The sequence below is a fragment of the Flavobacterium adhaerens genome (assembly GCF_040045115.1).
GTDB lineage: Bacteria > Bacteroidota > Bacteroidia > Flavobacteriales > Flavobacteriaceae > Flavobacterium > Flavobacterium adhaerens.
In genome coordinates, this window is the sequence record NZ_JBDLZX010000013.1 from 15747 (window position 1) to 40161 (window position 24415).

General features: G+C 32.5%; 22 protein-coding genes and 1 tRNA gene. 12 read left to right on the plus strand and 11 right to left on the minus strand.

Annotation, left to right across the window (positions count from 1 at the left end; genetic code table 11):
- The first annotated feature begins 94 nt into the window (after positions 1–94).
- Both folB and ABEB18_RS15140 read left to right on the plus strand, forming a co-directional pair.
- Complete coding sequence (gene folB, locus ABEB18_RS15135) at positions 95–451, plus strand: dihydroneopterin aldolase (protein WP_348800163.1); 357 nt, start codon at positions 95–97, stop codon at positions 449–451.
- 98 nt (positions 452–549) lie between these two features.
- Positions 550–620: transfer RNA gene (locus ABEB18_RS15140), tRNA-Cys, on the plus strand.
- 123 nt (positions 621–743) lie between these two features.
- On the opposite strand, the gene ABEB18_RS15145 is transcribed toward ABEB18_RS15140, so the two are convergent.
- The 3 genes from ABEB18_RS15145 to rnr are packed head-to-tail and all read right to left on the minus strand — an operon-like array spanning position 744 to position 4340.
- Positions 744–1421, minus strand: coding sequence for a LysE family translocator (locus ABEB18_RS15145; RefSeq protein ID WP_348800165.1), 678 nt, complete (start codon positions 1419–1421; stop codon positions 744–746).
- Positions 1422–1452: 31 nt separating this feature from the next.
- Complete coding sequence (locus tag ABEB18_RS15150; RefSeq protein WP_348800166.1) at positions 1453–2121, minus strand: head GIN domain-containing protein; 669 nt, start codon at positions 2119–2121, stop codon at positions 1453–1455.
- A 38-nt stretch (positions 2122–2159) separates the two neighbouring features.
- The gene (gene rnr / locus ABEB18_RS15155) at positions 2160–4340 is read right to left on the minus strand and encodes a ribonuclease R (protein WP_348800167.1); all 2181 of its coding nucleotides are present in this window, start codon (positions 4338–4340) and stop codon (positions 2160–2162) included.
- Positions 4341–4444: 104 nt separating this feature from the next.
- Between rnr and ABEB18_RS15160 the strand changes: the two genes are divergently transcribed.
- From ABEB18_RS15160 to ABEB18_RS15170, 3 genes are all read left to right on the plus strand, one after another.
- The gene (locus ABEB18_RS15160; RefSeq protein WP_348800168.1) at positions 4445–4678 is read left to right on the plus strand and encodes a DUF2007 domain-containing protein; all 234 of its coding nucleotides are present in this window, start codon (positions 4445–4447) and stop codon (positions 4676–4678) included.
- 729 nt (positions 4679–5407) lie between these two features.
- Positions 5408–5839, plus strand: a complete 432-nt coding sequence (gene rpiB, locus ABEB18_RS15165; protein WP_348800169.1) for a ribose 5-phosphate isomerase B — start codon at positions 5408–5410, stop codon at positions 5837–5839.
- Positions 5840–6757, plus strand: a complete 918-nt coding sequence (locus tag ABEB18_RS15170) for a cation diffusion facilitator family transporter (RefSeq protein ID WP_348800245.1) — start codon at positions 5840–5842, stop codon at positions 6755–6757.
- 124 nt (positions 6758–6881) lie between these two features.
- Here the strand turns inward: ABEB18_RS15170 and ABEB18_RS15175 are convergent, their stop codons facing one another.
- Positions 6882–7145 carry a DUF1294 domain-containing protein gene (locus ABEB18_RS15175; protein ID WP_348800170.1) on the minus strand — a complete coding sequence of 88 codons (264 nt, stop codon included), beginning with the start codon at positions 7143–7145 and terminating at the stop codon, positions 6882–6884.
- Positions 7146–7200: 55 nt separating this feature from the next.
- Here ABEB18_RS15175 and ABEB18_RS15180 point away from each other — a divergent pair, with 55 nt between their 5' ends.
- The 3 genes from ABEB18_RS15180 to ABEB18_RS15190 are packed head-to-tail and all read left to right on the plus strand — an operon-like array spanning position 7201 to position 11320.
- Complete coding sequence (locus ABEB18_RS15180; RefSeq protein WP_348800171.1) at positions 7201–9324, plus strand: Tex family protein; 2124 nt, start codon at positions 7201–7203, stop codon at positions 9322–9324.
- A gap of 41 nt (positions 9325–9365) precedes the next feature.
- Entirely contained in the window at positions 9366–10637 is a 1272-nt protein-coding gene (locus ABEB18_RS15185) for an AAA family ATPase (RefSeq protein ID WP_348800172.1), read from the plus strand.
- Positions 10634–11320 (plus strand): retron system putative HNH endonuclease, encoded by a 687-nt coding sequence (locus ABEB18_RS15190; protein ID WP_348800173.1) that lies wholly within the window; start codon positions 10634–10636, stop codon positions 11318–11320. Before ABEB18_RS15185 ends, ABEB18_RS15190 begins: the two co-directional genes overlap by 4 nt.
- A gap of 44 nt (positions 11321–11364) precedes the next feature.
- Here the strand turns inward: ABEB18_RS15190 and ABEB18_RS15195 are convergent, their stop codons facing one another.
- From ABEB18_RS15195 to ABEB18_RS15225, 7 genes are all read right to left on the minus strand, one after another.
- A complete protein-coding gene (locus ABEB18_RS15195) occupies positions 11365–12378 on the minus strand; it encodes a hypothetical protein (protein ID WP_348800174.1) in 1014 nt (337 codons plus the stop codon).
- Positions 12356–13984: an NAD(P)/FAD-dependent oxidoreductase gene (locus ABEB18_RS15200; protein ID WP_348800175.1), complete on the minus strand. Its 1629-nt coding sequence runs from the start codon at positions 13982–13984 to the stop codon at positions 12356–12358. The genes ABEB18_RS15195 and ABEB18_RS15200 overlap by 23 nt, the downstream gene beginning before the upstream one ends.
- Positions 13959–15479 (minus strand): polyamine aminopropyltransferase, encoded by a 1521-nt coding sequence (locus tag ABEB18_RS15205; RefSeq protein WP_348800177.1) that lies wholly within the window; start codon positions 15477–15479, stop codon positions 13959–13961. The genes ABEB18_RS15200 and ABEB18_RS15205 overlap by 26 nt, the downstream gene beginning before the upstream one ends.
- On the minus strand, positions 15472–15687 hold the full coding sequence (locus tag ABEB18_RS15210) for a DUF350 domain-containing protein (protein ID WP_348800178.1): 216 nt from the start codon (positions 15685–15687) through the stop codon (positions 15472–15474). The genes ABEB18_RS15205 and ABEB18_RS15210 overlap by 8 nt, the downstream gene beginning before the upstream one ends.
- 207 nt (positions 15688–15894) lie before the next feature.
- Complete coding sequence (locus ABEB18_RS15215; RefSeq protein WP_348800179.1) at positions 15895–17097, minus strand: DUF4178 domain-containing protein; 1203 nt, start codon at positions 17095–17097, stop codon at positions 15895–15897.
- A gap of 3 nt (positions 17098–17100) precedes the next feature.
- On the minus strand, positions 17101–17463 hold the full coding sequence (locus ABEB18_RS15220) for an S-adenosylmethionine decarboxylase family protein (RefSeq protein ID WP_348800180.1): 363 nt from the start codon (positions 17461–17463) through the stop codon (positions 17101–17103).
- A 120-nt stretch (positions 17464–17583) separates the two neighbouring features.
- Positions 17584–18981 carry a glycosyl hydrolase family 8 gene (locus ABEB18_RS15225; protein WP_348800181.1) on the minus strand — a complete coding sequence of 466 codons (1398 nt, stop codon included), beginning with the start codon at positions 18979–18981 and terminating at the stop codon, positions 17584–17586.
- A gap of 489 nt (positions 18982–19470) precedes the next feature.
- Here ABEB18_RS15225 and ABEB18_RS15230 point away from each other — a divergent pair, with 489 nt between their 5' ends.
- The 4 genes from ABEB18_RS15230 (at position 19471) to ntrB (ending at position 24249) form a co-directional block, all read left to right on the plus strand.
- Positions 19471–20175, plus strand: a complete 705-nt coding sequence (locus tag ABEB18_RS15230; RefSeq protein WP_348800182.1) for a Crp/Fnr family transcriptional regulator — start codon at positions 19471–19473, stop codon at positions 20173–20175.
- 305 nt (positions 20176–20480) lie between these two features.
- On the plus strand, positions 20481–21926 hold the full coding sequence (locus ABEB18_RS15235; RefSeq protein WP_348800183.1) for an alginate export family protein: 1446 nt from the start codon (positions 20481–20483) through the stop codon (positions 21924–21926).
- 27 nt (positions 21927–21953) lie between these two features.
- Positions 21954–23192 carry a CmpA/NrtA family ABC transporter substrate-binding protein gene (locus ABEB18_RS15240; protein ID WP_348800184.1) on the plus strand — a complete coding sequence of 413 codons (1239 nt, stop codon included), beginning with the start codon at positions 21954–21956 and terminating at the stop codon, positions 23190–23192.
- A 169-nt stretch (positions 23193–23361) separates the two neighbouring features.
- Entirely contained in the window at positions 23362–24249 is an 888-nt protein-coding gene (gene ntrB / locus ABEB18_RS15245) for a nitrate ABC transporter permease (protein WP_348800185.1), read from the plus strand.
- Positions 24250–24415 lie beyond the last annotated feature (166 nt).

Here is a 24415-nt window from a genome sequence, read left to right on the forward strand (position 1 = left end):
TTTTAGCAAAGATAAAAAAAAGGTTTAAGGTTTGAGGTTTAAAGTTATTTAAGTCGCATAAAACCTGAAATTTTAAACTTTAAATTAAATTAAAATGGGGACAATAAAACTAAAAAACATCCGTACTTTTTCATATCATGGATGTCTAATTGAAGAAGGAAAAATAGGTTCAGATTACAGTATAGATTTAGAAATTAAAGCCAATTTTAGAAAACCATCAGAAACCGATAATCTTATTGATACAGTTGATTATGTTCATTTGAATAAAATTGTAGTCGAAGAAATGGCTATTCGATCCAAATTACTAGAACATGTTACCAAAAGAATTATCGATAGAGCATTAGCTGAATTAGAAATGATTAGCAAAATAAAAGTAGCAGTTTCAAAATTAAATCCTCCTATTGGCGGTGATGTTGAGTCAGTTACACTAGAAATGGAAGAAGAACGATAAGACTATAAGTTACAAATCAGTATAAAAAAATAAAAAAATTAAGTTTATACTTTTAAACTTTAAAATTTTGAATTACTTTTGCCAACCGTTCAAGTAATGGCGTCGTGGCCGAGCGGCTAGGCTGGGCTCTGCAAAAGCTCCTACTCCGGTTCGAATCCGGACGATGCCTCAAGAAACCTCTAAAGCAATTTAGAGGTTTTTTTTATGGTAAATTTTTTTCTTTTTTAAATGAAAATTTAAAATAAAAGCCCTGAAATTCAGAGCTTTTATTTTATACTAATTGTTAAAAAAATTACTTTTCTATCTTTTCAAATGTATTTTTTATCATTTGTTTTTCTTCTGGAAACCAACCTTGAAAAATTAATGCAAGCCCAAAAATCATTAAAACTACACTAATGCCACGTTTAATTTTATATATGTTAGTAGGAGTCATTTTATGCTTTAATTGTTTGGCTAAGACAATTTTTATACAATCAATAGCTAAATAAGTGATGATAACCGATATAAAAAAAGTTAAAACTCTTGATGTTTCCATATTCAATTTTGGTCCAACCGAAATGATTACTGCCAACCAAAAACCTAAAACACCAATGTTGATAATATTTAGAAAAAAACCTTTAAAAAAAAGTCCGAAATAATTCTTTTTTATAATCTCATTATCGATTGTTTTGGTATCCACTTTCTTTTCTTTTTTTAAACCTAAAAAAGAAATAAACCCATAAACCATCATAATAATTCCCCCAAAAATAAACAAAGCAGAATTATCATTTAAGCTTTGTATTAATCTATAACTACCTAAGTAAGCAATAGTTATAAAAAAAACATCTCCAAGAACTACTCCTAAATCAAAAACTAAAGCTGCTCTAAATCCTTTAATTATACTAGTTTCTATTAAAATAAAAAATACAGGACCTATCATGAAACTTAATAAAACTCCCCATGGAATGCCTGTTAAAATATCGTTTATCATTAAAAAATGACTTTAAAAATTATTTGCAAATTTAATCTTTCTGGACAATACTTCCTCCTGCAAAGGTTTCCTGTCTTAATTCTTTTGGTTTTCCATAAACATTAATTGTACCGCCAGCTTTTACTTTTGCATCTACTAGCGAAATCGCTTTTACATCTGCACTACCTCCTGCTGATAGACTTACAGTAGTTTGATCGGTTTCAAACTCACTCGCTTTCACAACTCCTCCAGAATTAATCAAAATATCTTGAGTGACTGATTTACCTTTCACATTGATAACTCCTCCAGAATAAGCCTTAAATCGAACATTATCCACATCTAATGCAACAGACACACTTGCGCCTTCTTGCACACCTACCATAAATGATGTTTGCTTAAAAGTATCTTCACAAGTAACTTTACTTCCTTCATTAGCATCAATGCTTTGTATTTTTTTAAAATATATAGTCACTTTTGCTTCATCACCAGTCATCATTTTGGTAAGTGGCATCCTTATTTTTAGAAGTCCATTTTTATTAACAACTTCTACTTTACTTTCGTTTGGACCCGTAATTACAGCTTTATTTTCATTAGAAGCAATTAAAGTAACTTGTAATTTATCAAATGTTTTAACATCATCAAAATCATCCAGTTTTATGGTGATTTGACCAAAAGTTACTTGAAAAAGTAACACTAAACCAACTAAAAATATTTTTCTCATCATTAATAAATTAAATTGTTAGTAATCTATTTTAAAACTCATTCATTTCTTCTTATAAAATTAAAATCCAATTGTTTTTTGACTAAATCGGCATTTTTTACAGTAACAAAAATTTCGTCTCCCAATTGTAATAATCGATTAGAATTAGATCCTACTAATGCATATTGTCTTTCGTCGAAAGTATAATAATCCTCTTTTATATCGCGAGTTCTCACCATTCCTTCGCATTTATTATCGACAATCTCTACATAAATTCCCCATTCGGTCACTCCAGAAATAACCCCTAAGAATTCCTCATTATTATGATTTTGCATGTATTTTACCTGCATGTATTTAATCGAATCTCTTTCGGCATTTGTAGCCAATGCTTCCATATTAGAAGAATGCAAACATTTAGTTTCAAAAGTTTCTTCATCTACCGATTTTCCACCATCTAAATAATATTGCAATAATCGATGTACCATGACATCAGGATAACGACGAATTGGTGAAGTAAAATGACTATAATAATCAAAAGCTAAACCGTAATGACCAATATTATCAGTAGAATATTTCGCTTTACTCATCGAGCGAATAGCTAAAGTATCAATTAAATTTTGTTCTTTTTTTCCATTAACTTCTGCCATTAAATTGTTCAACGATTTTGAAATATCACCTTTATTTCTAAAATCTATTTTATAACCAAACTTAGCAATAACCGTTTGCATGGCTATTAATTTATCTTCATTTGGCTCATCGTGAATACGATACACAAAGGTTTTCTTTTGTTTACCAATATATTCAGCTACTTTTCTATTAGCTAAAAGCATAAATTCCTCAATCAAATGATTGGCATCTTTTGATATTTTGAAATAAACTCCTTCTGGTTCACCTTCTTGATCTAAATTGAATTTAACTTCAACTTTATCAAAAGAAATTGCTCCATTATTCATTCGGTCACGTCTTAAAATTTTGGCTAATTCATCCATTTTAAGCGTCGCTGAGACAATTTCATCCGAAACCACGTAAGAACTACCTGTAATAGACGTTTCAACTGGAATCGTGTTATCCTTCGTTTCGATAATATATTGCGCTTCTTCGTAAGCAAAACGCTGATCCGAATAGATTACAGTTCGCCCAAACCATTGATTCACTACTTTGGCTTTATCAGTTATTTCAAAAACAGCCGAAAATGTATATTTTTCTTCCTGAGGACGCAATGAACAAGCAAAATTTGATAGTACTTCAGGTAACATAGGTACTACTCTATCCACCAAATACACTGAAGTCGCTCTTTGATACGCTTCATCATCCAGAATTGTTCCTTCTTCTAAATAATGTGAAACATCGGCAATGTGGATTCCGATTTCATAATTTCCGTTTTCTAATTTTTTGAAAGACAATGCATCATCAAAATCTTTAGCATCTTTTGGATCAATAGTAAACGTCAATGTATCACGCATATCACGACGTTTGGCTATTTCACTAGCTTCTATAGAAGTATCTATTTTTTGAGCATACGTTTCGACCTCAATAGGAAAATCGGATGGTAAACCATATTCAGCCAAAATTGCATGAATTTCGGTATCATGATCTCCAGGTTTACCGAGTACTTTTATAACTTTACCAAAAGGGCTGTCTGCTCTTTTAGGCCAATCTTCAATATGAACCAAAACGACATCTCCATGTTCGGCCTCCCCTATTTTATCTTTTGGAATAAAAATATCAGTGTACATTTTGGGATTTGCAGTCGATACAAAAGCAAAATTCTTTTGAATATCTATAACTCCAACAAAGTCAATTTTGGCTCTTTCTAAAATTTCAATTACCTCACCTTCAACTCTTCTACCGCTTCTTTTGTTGTAAACATAAACTTTTACAGTATCTTTATCCAAAGCATGGTTCAAATTATTTGAAGGAATAAAAATATCTTCTTCAAATTCAGAACAAATGAAATAAGCCGTTTTTCGACTCGTCATATCAATTGTTCCTTCATAATATTCTTTGCTAGTTGCTTTTATTAAATATTTACCAGGTTCAGTTTCAATAATTTTTTTGGTAGCAGCTAATATTTTTAAATCTTTTATGATCTGATTACGACTTTGAGTGTCATCTAAATCTAATTTGGCTGCTATTTGCTTATAATTAAAGGCTTTATTGCTACTTTGTGATAATATTTTTATAATTTTATCTGAGAAATCCTTCTCTTTTTTGTTTGGCTTTCTTAATCTTTTACCCATGTTCTTTTCTTAAAAGTCTAAAATTACAAAATTGTATTCAGTTAACCTTGTTATTAATAGCTATATACCCAGAATAACTTTATTCCTTTTAAAAAAAATTGAATATGAAAAACTTTAAAACAATAGCTGTTTTTAATTATTCACATGAAATTGTGATACTTAAACATATCCTCGATCAAGAAGAAATTCATTATTTTTTCGAAAATGAGTACATTGTTTCAATTGATCCTTTAGCGAGTTTTGCTTACGGCGGTATTCTTCTAAAAGTGCATCCAAACGATTTTGATCAAGTTCAAGAAATACTAGACAATTTAAATCCAAAACTTAAAATCGTTTAAAAACATAAAACTTATTTTTTTTGTTTTCAAATTTCAAAGTTGTCAACATATATTAAATACAACAAAAAAGAATTTTAAAAAATTTAAAAAAAATATTGGTTATTATTGTGTGTTAATAATGGCTATAATTTTTTTTAAAAAGGTTTTTAAATGAAGTTTTAGTTTTTTATTTCGATTTATTAACATAGTTATTTACTTATAAAATCTTGAAAATTAAGTTTTTTTTAAGTTTAGTTAACAACTGTTAACAATTATAAAAAAGGTAAAATTGTAAATAAATCGTTTTTTTTTTTTTGTTAAAAAAGCACTTTTAAGTATTGATAACTTTTCTAAAAATTACTGAAACTTTATTTGGATTTTAAATATCAGTTTTGGATTACTTATTTTTTCTATATAAACTAAAAAAACTTCTAAAATTCTTTTCAAAGTTATAAACATTTTATGTTAACTTAATATTAGCTGAATATCAATTAGTTAAGTTTTGGTATTAACATATCAAAAAATTAACATTATAATTACATTCTGTTTACTGATAAACAGCCTTTTATAAATCATTAAAATTGTTAATAAACCTTAAATTTTCTTATAATCAATACGTTATAGATACTTTACAAATTCTAGACAAGTTTACATTTTTAATACTCTGATAACTTAAAGTGTAAATGATTTTTTATAGGGTATCTAAAATAGAATAGCTAAATTTGCAAATACAACTTAATCAAATTACTAATGAAAATTTCAATCGGAAACGACCACGCAGGACCAGATTACAAAAAAGCTATTGTTCAGTATTTAGAATCAAAAGGACACGAAGTAACCAATTATGGAACAGATACTGGGGCATCTGTAGATTATCCAGATTTCGGACATCCTGTGGCGAATGATGTTGAAACTAAAAAAGCTGATTTTGGAATTGTAATATGCGGTTCAGGAAACGGAATTGCCATGACTGTTAACAAACATGCAGGAGTTAGAGCTGGATTATGTTGGACCAAAGAAATTGCCTATTTAACTCGTTTGCATAACGATGCGAATATTGTAAGTATTCCAGCAAGATATACTTCTATTGAGCAAGCAATAGAAATTGTAGATATTTTTTTAACTACCGAATTTGAAGGAGGAAGACATCAAAATAGAGTCGATAAAATAAGCTGTTACTAAATTTTGCATAACCATCACGATCATAATCACAATCATAATCATGTAAAAGGTAAAAACCTGTTGCTTTCGATTGTTTTAAATATTGTGATTACCGTGGCACAAATCGTTGGTGGAATTGTTTCGGGAAGTTTGGCTTTATTATCAGATGCCTTGCATAATTTCTCTGATGTACTTTCGCTAGTTTTTAGTTATGTAGCCCATAAATTATCTCGAAAAAAAGCTTCAGTAAACCAAACATTTGGTTATAAAAGAGCCGAACTCATAGCTGCTTTTGTTAATGCATTGACATTAATAATTGTGGCTTTATTTTTGGTTTATGAAGGAATAGAACGTTTTTTTAATCCACAAACTATAAAGTTTGGATTGGTAATTTGGCTTTCCATTTTAGGAATTGTAACCAATGGTTTATCAGTAGTAATGTTAAAAAGTGATGCTGATAAAAACCTGAATATGAAATCGGCCTATTTGCATTTGTTTACCGATATGTTGGCTTCGATTGCCGTTTTGGTAGGTGGTTTGTTGATGAAATATTTTCAATGGTTTTGGGTAGATAGTTTATTGACTTTAATAATTGCTATTTATTTAATTGTTGTTGGTTATGATTTACTCAAAGATTCTACTCAAATATTAATGCTTTTTACTCCAAAGCATTTGGATATCAATGAGATTATTAATGAAGTGCATCAAATACCTGGAGTAAAAAAATTGCATCACATTCATGTTTGGTATTTAAACGAAGATGAATTGCATCTTGAAGCACATTTGGATTGTTCTGAAGATATTAAAATGTCCGAGTTTAATTTACTTTTGGCAAAGATAGAACATCTTTTATTCGAAAAATTCCACATTAATCATATTAACATTCAGCCTGAGTACAAGAAAGAAGAAGATTCTAAGGATTTTATTGTTCAAGATTAGAAAAAAAATCGCTGGCGCTACGCGCAAAAATCAATATAACTTATTAATAAAACCAGGCTTTTTTTAGGTTATATTGACTGAATTTACATTAATTCAGTCTGTCAACTGACGCAATTAACTTTTTTCACCTATTTAAATAGAACCAACCTATCAAAATCTGGATAACCACAATTCCCCAATATTTCAATAGAAAATTCGTTTTGGCAGTTTTATGGCTAAAAACTAACATTCCTAATCCAGAACCAATTGTTCCGCCCAAAAAAACACATCCTAACAAAGTCCGCTCTGAAATTCTTTGTTTTTGGTTTTTTGCTAAATGTTTGTCATAGCCCATTAACATAAAAGCGATTCCATTCAAAATCAAAAAATAGTAGAATAAAATATCCATTTGGTTAAAAAATAAGTTTCAAAGATATTATTTTAGCTATCCAAAAAATAAAAAAATGACCAATATACAATTCATCTCTAAGTTTGTTTCAACTGCAGCAATCAATATTCAAAATACGGTTCAACTATTACAGGAAGACTGCACAATTCCCTTTATTTCCCGTTACCGAAAAGATAAAACCGGGAATCTAGATGAAATGATTATTGAACAAATTGCCAAATTGCAAAAGGAATACGAAACTATCGTAAAACGAAAAGAAGCCATTTTAAAATCGATAGAAGAGCAAAATGTTCTGACGCCTGAATTGGATAAAAAAATCAAAGAAAGTTTCGATTTACAAGAATTAGAGGACTTTTATCTGCCTTTTAAAAAGAAGAAAAAAACCAAAGCCGATGTCGCCCGCGAAAATGGGTTAGAACCTTTGGCGAAAATCATCATGGCTCAAAAAAATGATGATGTCGATTTTATTTCGACTAAATATCTTAATGAAAATGTCATCAATGAAGAGGCCGCTTTGCAAGGAGCCAGAGATATTATAGCCGAATGGATTAATGAAAATATCTTTGTTCGTAAACAATTGCGAAGACTTTTTCAGCGAAAAGCAACGATTACGACTAAAGTTGTAAAAACCAAAAAAGACGAAGAAGAAGCCCAAAAATTCAATCAGTATTTTGATTGGTCCGAGCCATTAACCAAAGCACCTGCACACCGATTATTAGCTATGCTTCGTGCCGAAAATGAAGGTTTTATTAAGTTTAAAGTCGAAGTTGATATTGATGAGGTTTATGATGTTATTGACGAATTGGTTTTGAAAGAACAATGCCCTTCAACTTCACACGTACAATTGGCCATTGAAGATAGTTACAAACGATTATTGAATCCTGCAATTTCTAATGAGGTTCTGCAGGAAGCCAAAGCTAAGGCGGATGCCAATTCGATTCAGGTTTTTGCCAATAATTTAAGTCAGTTGTTGCTGGCGCCGCCTTTGGGAGAAAAGCGAATATTGGCTATCGATCCGGGTTATCGAAGCGGTTGTAAAGTCGTTTGTTTAGACGAAAAAGGCGATTTGTTGTATAACGAAACGATTTACCCACACGCACCTCAGAACGAAACGGCAATGGCGATGAAAAAGATAAAATCGATGGTGAATGCGTATAATATCGAAGCCATTTCTATCGGAAACGGAACCGCTTCAAGAGAAACGGAATTCTTCATCAAGAAAATTGCTTTCGATAAGCCTGTGCAGGTTTTTGTAGTTTCAGAGGCTGGAGCTTCGGTATATTCAGCTTCGAAAACGGCCAGAGAAGAATTCCCCAATTATGACGTTACCGTTCGTGGTTCGGTTTCTATTGGAAGACGACTTTCAGATCCGTTGGCGGAATTGGTGAAAATCGATCCGAAAGCGATAGGAGTGGGGCAGTACCAACACGATGTAGATCAAACCAAATTGAAAGAGGAATTAGATACCACGGTAATTCGTTGCGTAAACTCGGTGGGTATAAACATCAATACCGCAAGTAAACATTTGTTGAGTTATGTGAGTGGAATAGGAGAGAAGCTCGCCGAAAATATTGTGAATTATCGTTCTGAAAACGGTCCTTTTGAAGATAGAAAACAGTTGAAAAAAGTGCCTCGTTTGGGCGAAAAAGCCTATCAGCAAGGAGTAGCTTTTATCCGAATTTCGAATGCTAAAAATCCGTTGGATAATTCGGCGGTACATCCTGAAGCCTATCCGATTGTAGAGAAAATGGCTAAAGATTTAAAGTTAAAAGTGACTGATTTGATTGCCAATAAAGAAAAAACAGCTTTGATTAAAGCCGAAAATTATATCACACCCGAAATAGGTTTATTAACATTAAAAGACATCATCAAAGAGCTTGAAAAGCCAGGATTGGATCCAAGAAAATCTGCCAAAGTTTTTGAATTTGACCCCAATGTAAAATCAATAAAAGATTTGAAAACGGGAATGATTCTGCCTGGAATTGTCAATAACATTACCAATTTTGGCTGTTTTGTTGATATCGGAATCAAAGAAAGTGGATTGGTTCATATTTCGCAATTGAAAGCCGGATTTGTGAGCGATGTAAACGAAGTGGTGAAATTGCATCAACACGTTGAGGTAAAAGTTACCGAAGTCGATGAAGATAGAAAGAGAATTCAGTTGACGATGGTTTTGTAAATGAAAATCTTCGTATTTTTGTTAATAATTGGAAAGAAAAAATGGAAAAGAAAAAAGTAGTTGAGCAGGAAAGCAAAGAGCATTCTTATTTCTATTCTTTAGAATTAGAAGGAATTAATTGTTTTAAAGACAAACAGACTTTAGATTTATCCGATGGAAATGGTAATTATTCGCCTTGGACAATTATTTTGGGAGATAATGGTACTGGAAAAACAACTTTACTTAAAGTTTTGGATAGAATGCAGCCCAGTGAAATTAAAACCGATTATTATACTCCAGTGATTTGGTCGTTTAATTCTATATTAATGTCCAAAAAGACAAGTGTTAATTTAAAAGTGAATGAAGATATTAAAGTTTTTTATGTAGAGGAAAATGAAAATAGAGAAAATAATTCTTCTTTTATTACTAGTGGAAATTTAAACTTCCCTTTCTTACTTTCTTATGGTGCATCAAGAAGAATGAGTAAGAATGAAAATTTATCTTCTAATAAGGAAGGTAATTTAAAAGTCACGTCACTTTTTAATGATTCTATAGAATTAATAAATGCAGAAGAATGGTTTTTACAAAAAGAATGGGCATCTATTAAATCAGAAGGATTTACAAAACAAAAATTCGAAAATGAATTTAATAAAGTAAAATCAATTTTGATTGATATTTTACCTGATGTTTCAAATATTCAATCGAAGCCTATTAATGAAAATAATTCGAAACCAATTTTAGAAGTAGAAACTTCTTATGGTTGGGTTAGTTTGAGAGATTTAAGCTTTGGTTATCAAACATTAACCGCCTTGATTGTTGATATTGCTTCTAAAATGATGGAACAATATTCAAACAGCAATAATCCATTAGAAGAACCTGCAATTATTTTGATCGATGAAATCGATTTGCATTTACATCCTAAATGGCAACGAACTGTAATTGATAAATTATCACAGCATTTTCCTAAAGCACAATTTATTGCTACTTCACACAGTCCGTTGATTGTACAAGCTGCTTTAGACAAAAAAGCAAATATTGTGGTTTGTAGAAAAGAGGGAGATAAAGTAGTTATTGATAATGATCCAGACCAAGTAAAAGGTTGGAGAATAGATCAAATTTTGACTTCGGATTTGTTTGAAGTTGAAAGTCCAAGATCTAAAACTACACAAGAAATGCTGGATGAATATATGATTTTGAAAGGGAAGTCAAAACTTACTAAAAAGGACAAAGAAAAAATAGAAGAATTAGTTCCAAATATTGAAAAAGCATATCCAAAAACTACATCTGATTTAGACGAAAAATTATCCAAGTTTGCTGAAAAATATTTGAAATGATACAGGTAACTAGAAGAAATAAACCTCCTGTTTTAGATGAAAATGCTGAAAATTGGACTATTGATTATTTGAAGGCTAAACAAGTTTACGACATATCAAAAACACCAGAAAACAAGAAAGCCTTTCAAAATATAGAAAAGCGCTATAATCATATTGAAGTAAAAACTTCTTTAAAAGAGATGTTTAAGAAGAAATGTGCTTTCTGTGAAAGCCATATTACTCATGTAGATTATGGACAAATAGAGCATTTTAAACCAAAATCGAAATATCCAAACTTATGTTTTGAATGGAATAATTTTTTGCTTTCATGCTCAATTTGTAATGGTAAATCAAATAAGGGTGACAAATTTCCTTTAGAGGATGAAAGAGGGCCATTTATTAATCCAATTGATGAAAATCCAGATGAATTTTTAAAGTTTGAGTTTGATGAGATTACAAAGACTTTTTTAATTTTTCCTAAAAACGATAGAGCTATTACTACAATAAAAGAACTTGGTCTAAACAGAGATGATTTGGTAGAAAATAGAACAATCGAATTGTCCAAAATAATACACATGCTTGATTTAGTTTTAGGTAAAAATCAAGACGTAGTTTTAGAAGAATTTATTAATGTGTTTTCAGAAAAAGATCAGTATTATGCTTTTATTAAAGCAATATTTAGAAAAGTAAAAAAAGAGAATTAGTTAAATAATAAAAAGCATTGAATGTATATAATACTTTTATAGATTCATTTATTATTTTTCCAAATAAAGCCATCTAACAGATAATGAGTAAATTGTGGTACCGTTAACAGCGGTACCACTAAAAAATACCAGTTAGAAAAGTCTTTGCTTGTACCTGAAAATTGTTCATTCCAAACTAGGATCTCCCAAAGATACTCTTCGGAAAAGGCGATGAATAATAGTATGACAATGAATAGTAAAAGCCCTTTAAATTGCTTAAAATAGTGTAACCAATGAAGTTCTTCGGGTGATTTTTTATCAATTTCTTTTAAATAAATCAAAGCCATATAAGGGATTCCGTGTGAAACGACATTGAGTAATGTAAAAATTAAATCGTTGTTGAAATAGACAATTCCGAAATACCAGGACAATATTGTTCCTATAATTATGGCATTTTTAGGAATGTTGAAAGAATTGTTTTTTATAGCTAAATAAATCGTTCGGATGATGTAAAAAGCGAGAATGAAACCATAAATCCAGCTTAAAATTGTAATTAAAAGCGGATTTTTGAAATGGAAAAATTCATTTTCGACAAACCAGTTAAATTTTTTGGGAGCCGATAAAAACCAATACAACATTGGATAAATGGTAGCTGTATAAATCACCAAATTATCAATCCAAGCCCATTTTTTAGATTCGTTTCGAGCGTACAAACGCATAAAACCATATTGCTGACGGATGAAGTGAAAAACGGCGATATAAGCCAAAACCGACCAAAAAACGGCACTTCCGAAAGAGAATAACACAATTCCGATTAGAAAGCATAAAACTGGTAATCCAATCAACAACTTTTTCCTTTTCTGAAATTCATCAGTTACAAAATAGGTTTTGAATAAAGTAGCATAAACGTGGGCTACATCAATAAAAACAATCAGAAAAAGCCAAGTATAAAATGAATATTTATCTTCAATTTCTTGGAGCTGACTTTGGAATAAAAACACAACAGCAACCACCAAAAAAGAAGGTGCTAAAATAAAAATACTGTCGGTTTTTGCTTTATGAATCCAAGGCTGTTCCATCGATCATGGTATTTACTGCGTTAATTCCTTGGTGAAAAGCTTCTTCAAAAACGGAGATTCCTGATAAATCACTGTGGGCAAAATAGATTTTATTAGCAATGGGCTGAGAGGCTTCTTTTTTGGCTTTGCCAAAAATAAAATTAGGAACAGGGCTAACCATTCCGTGACCCAAGAGATGAATTTCGATGCTTTCAGTTGCTGATTCAATTGCAGGATGCGCTATTTTTAAATCATCAAAAACCATTTGCTTCCAATATTCTTTAGGTTTTTTATACAGTTCTCTACGTGTTTTTTTCAAATCGGCTGATGAAAAACTATAGTAATACGTAATTACTTTTTTATCGTGAATTTGCTGTAACGATTGCTGTTGATCATACACATAACCCAATCCTTTGGAACCATAAATTACATTATCCCAACACAATGGAAAACTACCATTATCCCCCAAATCCGAAACCACCAAAGTTGCCAATAACCAAGGGGTATAGTGAAAATTGGAAGCTAAATATTTTCTGTTTTCTAAAAGATATTGGTTTACAAACTGTGGGGTTGCCAGTAAAATTTTATCAGCGGTTATGGAAATAGAGGTTTTTGTTTTGTTATCAAAAACCTTAGCGACAGCTTTATTGTTGCTGATTTCAATTTGGTAAACCAAGTGATTTTTTAAGGATTTATCGCTTACATATTTTTGTAAATGATGTGCCAATCGAGCATTTCCTTCGGGCCAAGTGAGGACTGTATCTTGTTTGTCTTCGGATGCATTTTGTTTTCTTCCCGCAAAATAATGAATACCGGCATAAGCCGAAACATACTCAATTCCCAAGCCAAAATCATCTTTGCAACAATAATCGATATAATTGTAAAGGGGTTTTGATGTAAAATGATTCTGCTCAAACCATTGCTTCATAGTGATAGAATCGAGTTGTTTAGTTTCTTGATTTTGCGAAGATTCTACAAGCGGAATCATAAACCAAAACTTTCCCTGTTCATCTTTTTTGGTTCGAAATTCATCCATTAATTTTAAAAAGCGGACCAATTCCTGATCTTCTGACAGGGTATTTCCTTCCTTTGGAACCACACCTTCCTGCCAATTATTTTTGTAAAACAGGCGTTCATCGGGAGCAAAAGTGAGTTGGGTTTCATCAAACTTCGGAAAACCGTTGGAGTCGTAACCCAATATGATTTTTTCTTCTTCTAAAAATTGCAATAAAGCTTTGTCTTCCATATTTGGCAAAGGCAAATAATGAGCGCCTAAAGGATATTTAGAATATTGATTTTCTCCGTTGGAGGAGTTGCCGCCCAAATGATCTTCTAATTCGACCATCAAAAAATCGGTAATTCCTCTTTTGGTTAATTGTCTGGCAGCACTTAATCCTGTAATTCCGCCACCAACAATTAAGTACGGAATAGAAATGTCCCGTGTTGGTTTAGGAAAATTTTGAACACGAAGCCTATGACCTAAAATGTGATTTGTTCCTGATAATCGGATTAAAAGGGTAATTGCTTTTTCTTTACAAGCATCCAAAAAAGGAATCACGAGTAAAGATGTGGCAATTATTTTGAAGAAGTTTCTTCTTGAATTATTGTAATTTTCCCCATTCTTCATCGAAATAGCGTACTAAAATTTGATTATCTAATCGATTGATTTCAATATCTTTTGAAATCATATCCTGAGAAAAATAATTGAAAGTATCGAACCTATAATTGTAAAAACGCAGGCCATTTACTTTTCGGTTTACAGTATTAAAAGTAGTTCCAAAACCATTAATGGCAATGGTATAACCCCATTCGCCAAACGATGGCACATACGCATGATATGCATCCACCTGCGGAAAAACCTGTGCAACGGTTTTATTAATGCACCAAAACGATTTTGGCGCAAAATATGGCGAAGTAGTCTGAATAACCGCCACAGCATCTGGATTCATTAGTTTTTGAACGGTAGCATAAAAGTTAAGCGAATACAATTTTCCCAAACTGTAATTGGATGGATCCGGAAAATCGATAATCACTACATCAAATTTTTCGGTACAGTTTTTTGCCCAAATGTAAGCGTCTTTGTTGTAAACAGTAACTTTTGGATTGTTGAGCGAATTTTTATTAAAACCAGTCAAGATGGAATTGGTTTTGAACATCTTGGTCATGCCTTCGTCCAAATCGACTAGAGTTATTTTTTTAACGGCTGGGTATTTCAATATTTCTCTAACGGCCAATCCATCTCCTCCACCCAAAACTAAAACATTGGAAACTTTTTTTGCCATAGAAAGAGCAGGATGTACCAAGGCTTCGTGATAGCGGTATTCATCGGCCGAACTGAACTGTAAATTGTTGTTGAGGTACAGGCGATAATCGCTTTTATTATGGGTTAAAACGATTCTTTGATACGGAGTAGTGTTGGTATAAATGATATTCTCGCCGTACAGTTTTCCTTCGGAAAAAGACAAAATTCTATCAGAAAAAATAAAAGTGGCAAGCAATATTAAAAATGAGGCGATCGCTTTGGTTTTTAAAAAGTGTACTTTTTTTAATTCTTTTTTGAGCAAATAGCACAAAGCAATGGCGATGGAAACATTAATCATTCCGAAGAATAATGAAGTGCCCATAATGCCCAATTTTGGCACTAAAATAAGTGGAAATAGGATGGAGGCTAATAAGGCTCCGATGTAATCAAAAGTAAAAACGTTGGAAACTAAATCTCTAAATTCGACTTTATCTTTGAGGATATTCATCAAGAGCGGAATTTCCAATCCCACCAGACAACCCGTTACAAAAACGAGGAAGTATAATATAAATTGAAAAGAATATACGCTTTCGAACAGTAGAAATAGAATAACCGAACTTAATCCGCCAATTAATCCAACCAAAATTTCAATTTCAACAAACGTATTGAGCATGTTTTTGGTCAGAAATTTTGAAAAATAAGAGCCAATTCCCATCGAAAACAAATAAACACCAATGATGAAAGAGAATTGTTTTACCGAATCGCCCAATAAATAACTTGCCAATGTTCCTGCAACGAGTTCGTAAACTAAGCCACAGGTAGCAATTGTAAATACGGCAAAAAGCAGTAGGTATTCAAATTTTAAAAAATTTTTACCCATGAATTGCGGCACTAATAATCATCGATATTCCAATGATGAAGGCTCCAAAAACAATTGCTAAAGCCACATTGTTGTTTTTTGAAATTTGTTGCCAAGTATTTTCGGGAGTCAATTTTTCGATGATAAAATAAGTTATCAAAAGAATAGCAATTCCAATTATTGAAAACACAATTGAAGCTAAAATGGGTCTCATAGTTATAAATTCCATAGTATTTTGGTTTTAATTATTTGTGATAAAAATGGTTTACACTTCTGCCATTTGAAGTAGGTTTATAATTTTCGGTCGATTCGCAATCACAGATTTGGTTTCCCGACGTATTGTAATAAACAAAAAGGCCATAGAAAAAAAGTCCTATCAGTATAGCGAGATAATTTGTTTTTATAAAAGGTATAATTTTTTCCATATAATTAATTGTTATTCAGCCCATCTTCTTTCTTCAAAATTTTTCTCTAGATAAAACATTCCAAGGACAAATACAGCCATAAATATAAAGACCAGCCAAACATTTCTTGTGGAAGGTTCTGACCATGTAGCTTGAATTTGAACCGATTGATTTAGTAAATCTTCAATGGCTTTCATAGGCGTGATGGCCAAATGGTATTTACCAGCAGCCACACCACATATATTAAACTCTTCGGTTGGACCACCTTCTGTCCAGTTTTCGCCATCCGTGTAACCGTGATAGTATTCGATGTCTTTGTTGGCGTAAATTTCCTCGCCTGTCGTTTCATTTATCAAGGCAACTTGCACATTAGCCCAAGAATTATCAACATTTGTATTAACCCTTATTGACAGAGGAGCAGAACTTCCTTTTAAATTAAAAGAAGGAGTTACATAATCTTTAGTCGTAAATTGGTCAAAAGCAATTTCGGTATTCAGAACATTTTGTTGAACTCTGTCTTTGTTCAAGTACCAATTAGTAATCAAAATTAATACCGCAACAAAACAGAATGTCAATGCTAAATTCCGAATATTGAATATAAAAGGCTGTACTTGCCCGATTCCTTTTTTGGATGGCAGGTTAGAGGTTCCAAAGGCTTTTTTGATATCATTCTTGGAAATGTGTTTTCCTAAAAAAGCGGTTTGCTCGTGACTAAATTTTTCAAAAGAAAGCATTAAAGGAGGGTTGATATATTCAATAAGTTCAATTTTATTGTAAATGTCAAAATCAAAAAAACCTTTTGCAGTCACTAATGTTGGATAATAATAATCGAATCGATCATAAGTTATATCTTCATGCTCAATAGTTAAAGGATGATTGCCTACTTTTTTATCAAATTCAATTTCGGTTAAAATAATCCAATGTCCAGCGGCTTCGGATAAATACAAATAGTCGTTTTGTTTTCCTTCTAAAATATATTCCGTCCATTCAAATCCTCTGTTTTCTTTGATAAGAATTCCAGTTACAGTGTATTCTTTATCATCAAAAGTAGCGGATTTTCCAACATCAAATTTATTAACAAAAGAATGATATTGCTTTAGTTTGTTGTAAAATTTGAGCCCAACATCACGAGTATTTTTATAAATATAATTGCAGTTTGGACAGGCAAAGGTTTCCACTTCAAAATTAACTTCAAGTGTGGTTGTTGTATTACAATTAAAACAAGGGACGGTCATATACTATCGGTTAATTTCGAAATCTTTTAGAATTGTTGCTTCAAAATAGCTAATGTATGCGTTGGTAATCGCTTTTACTTTATCGGTATTGTCTTGGAGATAATTACACAGGTAAACATCCAAAGTTAATTGTTGAAATTCGGGCCAAGTATGGATACAGATATGGGATTCTTTTAAACAAATAGCAATGGTAAAGCTATTATTATCAAAATCATGCTGACTTATGCCTACTTTTTCCAAACCAAATTTTGAAATTAACTCATTTGAAAAGTCAATAAAGTTCTCACTAGAGATGAGTTTTTCAATATTTTGAACTTCAAGGGTAACTAATTTATGTAAACCTGGGGAATAGGCGTTTTGAATCATTCAGCAATTACTTTTTTTTACTAAAGTAGTATTTTTAATCACAATTGCTAATTATTTATTTAAATGTGCTAAAAATATTTTAAGATGGTTTTATTAGGAATTTATATAATAGAAATTGACTTATTCCAAAATCACTTTTCTCGTAATAGTCTTAAATTCCTCAGTATCTATCTGAATGAAATATACTCCAGAAGAATATTTTGAAAGATTGATTTCAGTAGTTTCGGAGGCAGTTTTTTGCTGTTTTATTAGACTTCCTGATAAGGTATAAATCGAAATTATTGATGTTGGAGGTGCATTTATTGTGAAATAATCAGCAGTAGGATTTGGATAAATTTTTACTAATGATTGCTCAATTTCAAAAGAATCTTTTGCCAAAGTTACAGTAGGAGGTAAGTAAAAATTACCTGTTAGAGCCAATAAATACAGTGTTTTTAAGGTGTGATTAAAATAGCTGTTGGGTTCGTTGAGGTTTTTTAAATCAGTGTAAGAAGCATCTAAATGGGTTTGGTTATCACCAGCCATTGCTGCGCAAGCAAAAGCTCCAACGAATGTGGCATTATGCCATTGTCCTTTCAAGGTTCCGTCTTGGTTATAGCCATCTTTGATATTAGCAGTGCCCCCCAGAGTTACCCTTACAAAATCGGATGATTTTTTGGAGTAATTTTTCGCATCAGCTGTGCCATACCATACATAATCAAGGGCAATTCGCCAAGGAGTTCTGGCAGCATCATAGGTATAAGCTTTACCCTGATTGGCATAGCCACTTGCTGCACTAGAGTAATTTCCAGAAGCCTCACACCAGTCCGAAACCAGTCCGCCCACAGCATTATTTACCGTTAGATTATTGTTGATAATCGTATAGGTTTTTGCAGCAACTTGATTCCAAAACGTAGTATCATTGGTAAATTCTCCAAAAGCTCTAAAATAAGCTGGGGCAAAATATGAAGGATTTGTAATTGATGATCCGCCAAAGGCATCTCCAGGTTTTAGGACAAAAGTATCGGTTTCGACTTCGTGGTTTTTGATAATCGAGATTAAGTTTTTGGCTTCATTTTTATAATGGATAGCACCGGTACTTTCCCATTGATAATCAGCTACAATTAAGGCAAAAGCAACATCCAGTTCGGCATCGGTGGCGCCATTGAAACCAATAATTTCAGAGCAACCATTAATTTTCCAATTCATCACCCCATTGGCATTTATATGGTCTTTATAGTAAAGCCAAAGTCCATCAAACAATGTTTGATCAGCCATATAGACCGATAGCAGCATACCATAACCAATTCCCTCCGAAACTGTATGTGAAGGTGTGTCAAATTTGATTCGGTATCGATTATTGGAACAAGTTTCGACAAAATTAGTTTTCCATGTATTGTAACTTTCCGTTACATCTTGACTGTTTTTGGTATTAGGCAGCAAACCATTTGCATATGTTGTATTGGCTGGAAAAGGTTTTGTTTGCGCATTTATAAATGCAGCAGAACACAAAGTTAGCAATAGTAGTATTTTTTTCATTTATAACGATTTGGAATAGTAAAAGTAAGATTTTATTCATAAATATTTAACTATTGTTTTATTAAAAAATTATTTTTTTGAATCCTGAATTAAAATAGAAGCCATTTTATAAATTGTATAGGTATTTTAGAAAAGCAATTTATATTTTGTAAATATAAAGTTACAAAACATAAAAACTACGTATTTTTACTTAAAATTAAAAAAATTACGAATATCTAAATAAAACTATATCTAAGTATTTAAAGCAGTATTTGGAGTTCATTTTTTGGATTCATTTCTAAAAAATACTTAAAAAAACGCTTTTTTTTTGAACTGATTTGTGGTTTTAGACATTTTACAAAACTATTTTTATTGCAAAAAACCTATATATTTACTTAAAAAATAGGTAGTTAATGAAGAGTTTGTTTTGAATTTGGTTATTTGATTCGGATTTTTTAAGGAATAAAATGTAGTAGAAATTTCTGATGTGAAGAAAATACGTAGTTACAAATGAAAGAAAATCAAGCTATTTGCAGTAGTTGTCTTAATGAAAATTGTTTCATCAAAAAACATCTTCATTTGCCAAGTATGCAAAAATTTATAGAGAAGAAACACAGCTTTACTTGTAAAAAGGGACAGCAATTTATTATTGAAGGAGCACCAATTCAAGGACTTTATTTTGTTTATAAAGGTAAAGTTAAAACTGTAAAGACAGGTATTAACGGTCGTGAACAGATTGTAAGATTGACGACAAATGGAGATACAGTTGGGTTTAGAGGATTTGGTACAACCAAAAGATATTTGATAGGTGCTTATGCCTTAGAGGACACCATTTTATGCAATTATGGTAATGATGTGATGTTAGAAATTCTTCAAACTGTTCCAGAATTTACTTTTGATATGATGCTTTTTTACGCAGAAGAATTAAATAAAAGTGAGAACAACATCCGTAAAATTGCACAAATGAATGTAAGAGAAAGAATCATCGATACCTTATTATACATTCACCGAAAGTTTGGGCAAACCAACGAACTTATTAATTTGGATTTGTCCCGAAAAGAAATTGCCGACTTCGCTGGAACTACAGAGGAACAAGTTACTCGAGTGATTTCGAGTTTGAAAAGAGATGCTATGATTAAAACTGTTGGGAAAAAAATTGGACTTCAGCAAATCAATAAAATGAAAAATGAGATTTTAGAACACAAGTACATCTAAGTAGTATATATAATATTTAGAATACCAATTAGCCCTTTAGGGGCTTTTTTTATGGAAATGAATTACAATTAATCTATTTTTTTTCAATAGAGAATTAAAAGATAAGTAGTTTATTTAGAAAACTAAGTATCTGTTTTGTTCAGTAAACATAGGGTTTTATTTTAATTCCTTGCGAAAACGCAATTAATTATTTGATATTTTACTCTGTTTTTCTGCGTTAAAAACTTGTTTTAGGCTGTTAAAAGTAAATACGTAAGTATAAATACGTATATATATTTGCTTCATACTAATTAAAACAAATAACCATGCGAAATAATACAAACAGAATTAAAAAAGTAAATAAAGAAAAAGCAATACAGAATTCAAAGTCTATTGTTTTGGGATTAGCCTTTAGTTTATTAGGTTATTCTTCTGCCAAAGCACAGTTAACGGCTTCAGGACAATTTAGACCCAGAACAGAATTCAGAGATGGTTATAGCACTTTACAAGCCAAAGATGCCAAGACAGCTGCTTTTACATCTCAAAGAACAAGATTAAATGTTGGGTATTCAGGATATCGATACAAATTTTTTGTAGCTGTGCAAGATGTTCGAGTTTGGGGACAAGACGCTTCTACAATTAACAAAAATACTACAGCCGAAAACAACGGGGTGCAATTGCATGAGGCTTGGGGCGAAATCATGTTGGTAGATACCACCAGTGCCATTCAAAATTTATCTTTAAAAGCGGGACGCCAAGAGATTTCTTATGATGACCAAAAGGTTTTAGGCGGACTAGATTGGTTGCAACAAGCACGTTACCATGATGCTGTTGTTTTGAAATTTGCCCACAAAGGATGGACAGCCGATTTTGGTGCGGCATTCAATCAAAACAAAGAATTATTAGCTGGAACAATTTATAATGGTGTTCCTGCTACAACGGCTGGTTATACAGCTGGAACCAATGGTATAGGAACCAATTACAAATCGATGGAGTATTTATATGTAGCTAAGAAATTTTTCTTTGGTGATGTTTCCTATTTGTTCTTTAGTGATAATTTTAACCAATACACCAATGTTACCGAAGGAACGCCGCCAGTAACAACCAAAGTAAACGAACAAGGAATTTGGACTCGAAATACTACTGGATTTTACTATAACGTAAATGCAACTCGTAAATTAAAATTCGAAGGAAGTTTTTACTACCAATTCGGGCATGATAAAAACGGTCGTAGCTTAAATAGTACCCTGGCCTCTATTACATCAACTTTGCAATTAGGCAGAAAATTATTTATAGGTCCTGGTGTTGACTATTTATCGGGAACCGATGGGACAAAAGCAGTTACAGCAACCTCTACCAGCAATCAATTTGATCCTTTATACGGTACGCCACACAAATTTTGGGGATACATGGATTATTTCTACGCTTCAAGTGGATTTGGCGCACAAGGTTTGTTAAACTACTTTATGAAAGCCAAGTATAACCTAAAAGACAATCTAACGCTTTTTGCTGATTTGCACGGATTTCAATCTGCCAATACTTTATCCAACGGAGCTGGAGGAGAACAAACCAGTTATTTAGGAACCGAACTGGATCTAAAAGTATCCTATAACTTAACCAAAATGATCAATATCGAAGGAGGTTATTCTTTCATGAAAGCTACCAATTCAATGGCTTCGGCTCAAGTAAAAAATGTTGCCAATGCTAATCTATCTCCTCAATGGGCATACGTGATGGTAAACATTAAACCTAATTTCTTAAACAAAAAATAATTGACGAACCCTCTTAAAACGATAAAAATGATACAGACTAAAAAATATCCAAATACACTTTTAAGCTATTTAGCACTTGCAGTATGTGTGGTTTTGTTCTCTTCTTTCAAAACCAATCCAAATCCCCCAATCGCTGCCGAACCAGTTAAACTAGGGTTTATTCCACTAACCGATTGTTCTCCAATTGTTATGGCCAAAGAACTAGGGCTATTCAAAAAATATGGTGTTGAGGTAGTAGTTACCAAAGAAACCTCTTGGGCAAATGTACGTGACAAAATCTTGACAGGAGAGCTAGACGGTGCCCACTGTTTGTACAGTATGCCATTTTCGGTTTACACAGGAGTTGGCGGAAAAGCAGGATCTGAAATGAAAATTGCTATGATGCTTAACGTAAACGGACAAGCGATTTCCTTATCTAATGATTTTTGCGGAAAAGTAGCTTTCAAACAAATGAATAAAGTAGCTCCTATTGTTGCGGCCAAATTAAAAGCCGAAAAAGAAGTAACCTTTGCTATGACTTTTCCAGGAGGAACACATGATTTATGGTTACGAAACTGGATGTCATTGGCAGGACTTAATCAAAAAGCCGTAAAAATTATTACCATTCCACCACCACAAATGGTAGCTAATATGAAAGTGGGTAATATGGACGGATTTTGCGTAGGCGAACCTTGGGGTGGAGTAGCCGTAAAACAAGGTATTGGTTTTACACAAATCGCTTCGCAAGACATCTGGAAAGACCACCCAGAAAAAGCATTGGTTGTCAACAAAGACTTTAGTGCAAAACGTCGTGAAGATCTTAAAAAAGTAATGAAAGCCGTTATGGAAGCCTGTATCTGGCTTGACAATCCAGCCAATCGCAAAAAAGCCGCAACCATCATCGGTAAAGCACCTTATGTAAACGCACCAGCCGATGTTATCGAAGGAAGATTAATGGGAGATTATAACCTAGGTTGCAATCAAGGTACCGAGGTTTACAGCAATAATTATATGTTGTTTCACAAAGGCGGAACCGTAAATTACCCTCGTAAATCACACGCAATTTGGGCTATGGCACAGTTTGTACGTTTCGGATATTTGAAAGAAGAGCCTAATTATAAAGCCATTGCCGATAAGCTAATCATGCAAGATCTATACGAAGAAGTAGCCAAAAGCATGAAGGTAAAAATTCCAACAGACGACATGAAACCGTTTTCACTTACCATGGACAAAACCGTTTTCAACCCAACCAATCCATCAGCTTATTTAAAAGTAGTAAAACATTAAAAAGTATTTGGGCGTGACCCTGTCTAGTAAAGGGGCTTATCAATAGCAACTTTTATACAGCCCCTTTACTAGCCACGGTCGGGCTATACGCGCTACTTCGGTAGCCTGCTGCTATCCCTCACGCGCTCTCAGAACTTAAAAACAAAAAATAATTTTAAAATCTATAATTATGTCAAGTTCAAACACAGTAACAATCGAAACAGAATTAGCCCCAAATAGTAGTTCTCTTTCCAATACTTTTGGAGGAGTAATCAAGAAAAAAAGACTCAAAAAAGCAACACGCTTTTTGGTAGAAAAAGCAAAATCTATTGGGTTTGCAACTATCGGACTAGCCGTTTTTTGTGGATTTTGGAGCCTGTTAAGCCAATATACCAAAGAGGCTCTACCAGGACCATTGGCGACATGGACAGTTTTGAAAGAAATGCTAAGCGACCCATTTTATGATTATGGCCCCAATGATAAAGGAATTGGTTTGCAATTATTTGTATCAATCAAAACTGTTTTAACAGGATTTGTGTTAGGTTCATTGGTGGCCATCCCTTTTGGAATATTAATCGGAGCAAGTTCTTTTTTCAAAAAGATATTTTATCCAATAGTACAATTCCTAAAACCAGTTTCGCCATTGGCATGGTTTCCAATTGGGTTGGTAGTCTTTAAGGATACCGGAATTGCAACCATTTTTATTGTGTTTATAACTTCGTTATGGTCCACCTTAATCAATACTTCGTTTGGGGTAGGAACTATTCCGCAAGATCATAAAAACGTTGCCAAAGCTTTTGGATTTTCAAAATGGCGTTATTTATCTAAAATTGTTTTTCCTTACACATTACCTCATATCATAACGGGTTTACGATTGAGTATCAGCGTAGCTTGGTTGGTAATTGTAGCTGGCGAAATGCTATCGGGCGGTGCAGGAATCGGATTTTTTGTATGGGATAGTTGGAATGCCCTGAGTTTAGAAAAAGTAATTTCGGCCATCATTATCATTGGGTTTGTGGGAATTATTTTTGATGGATTTTTTACAATGATTGAGAAAAAAGTGTCTTATAAAGGATAGAATTTTTTAAAAATCAGAATGTTGAATTTTAGCCCCGATAGAAGCGGAAATCCTTTTTATTTTTTCTTTAAAAATAAAAAGATTGTAGCGGATAGCGGGAGAACATTTTCTGAAAACAACAAATGTTCTGCTCCAAAAAAAATTAGAAACATAGCATCTTAAAAAC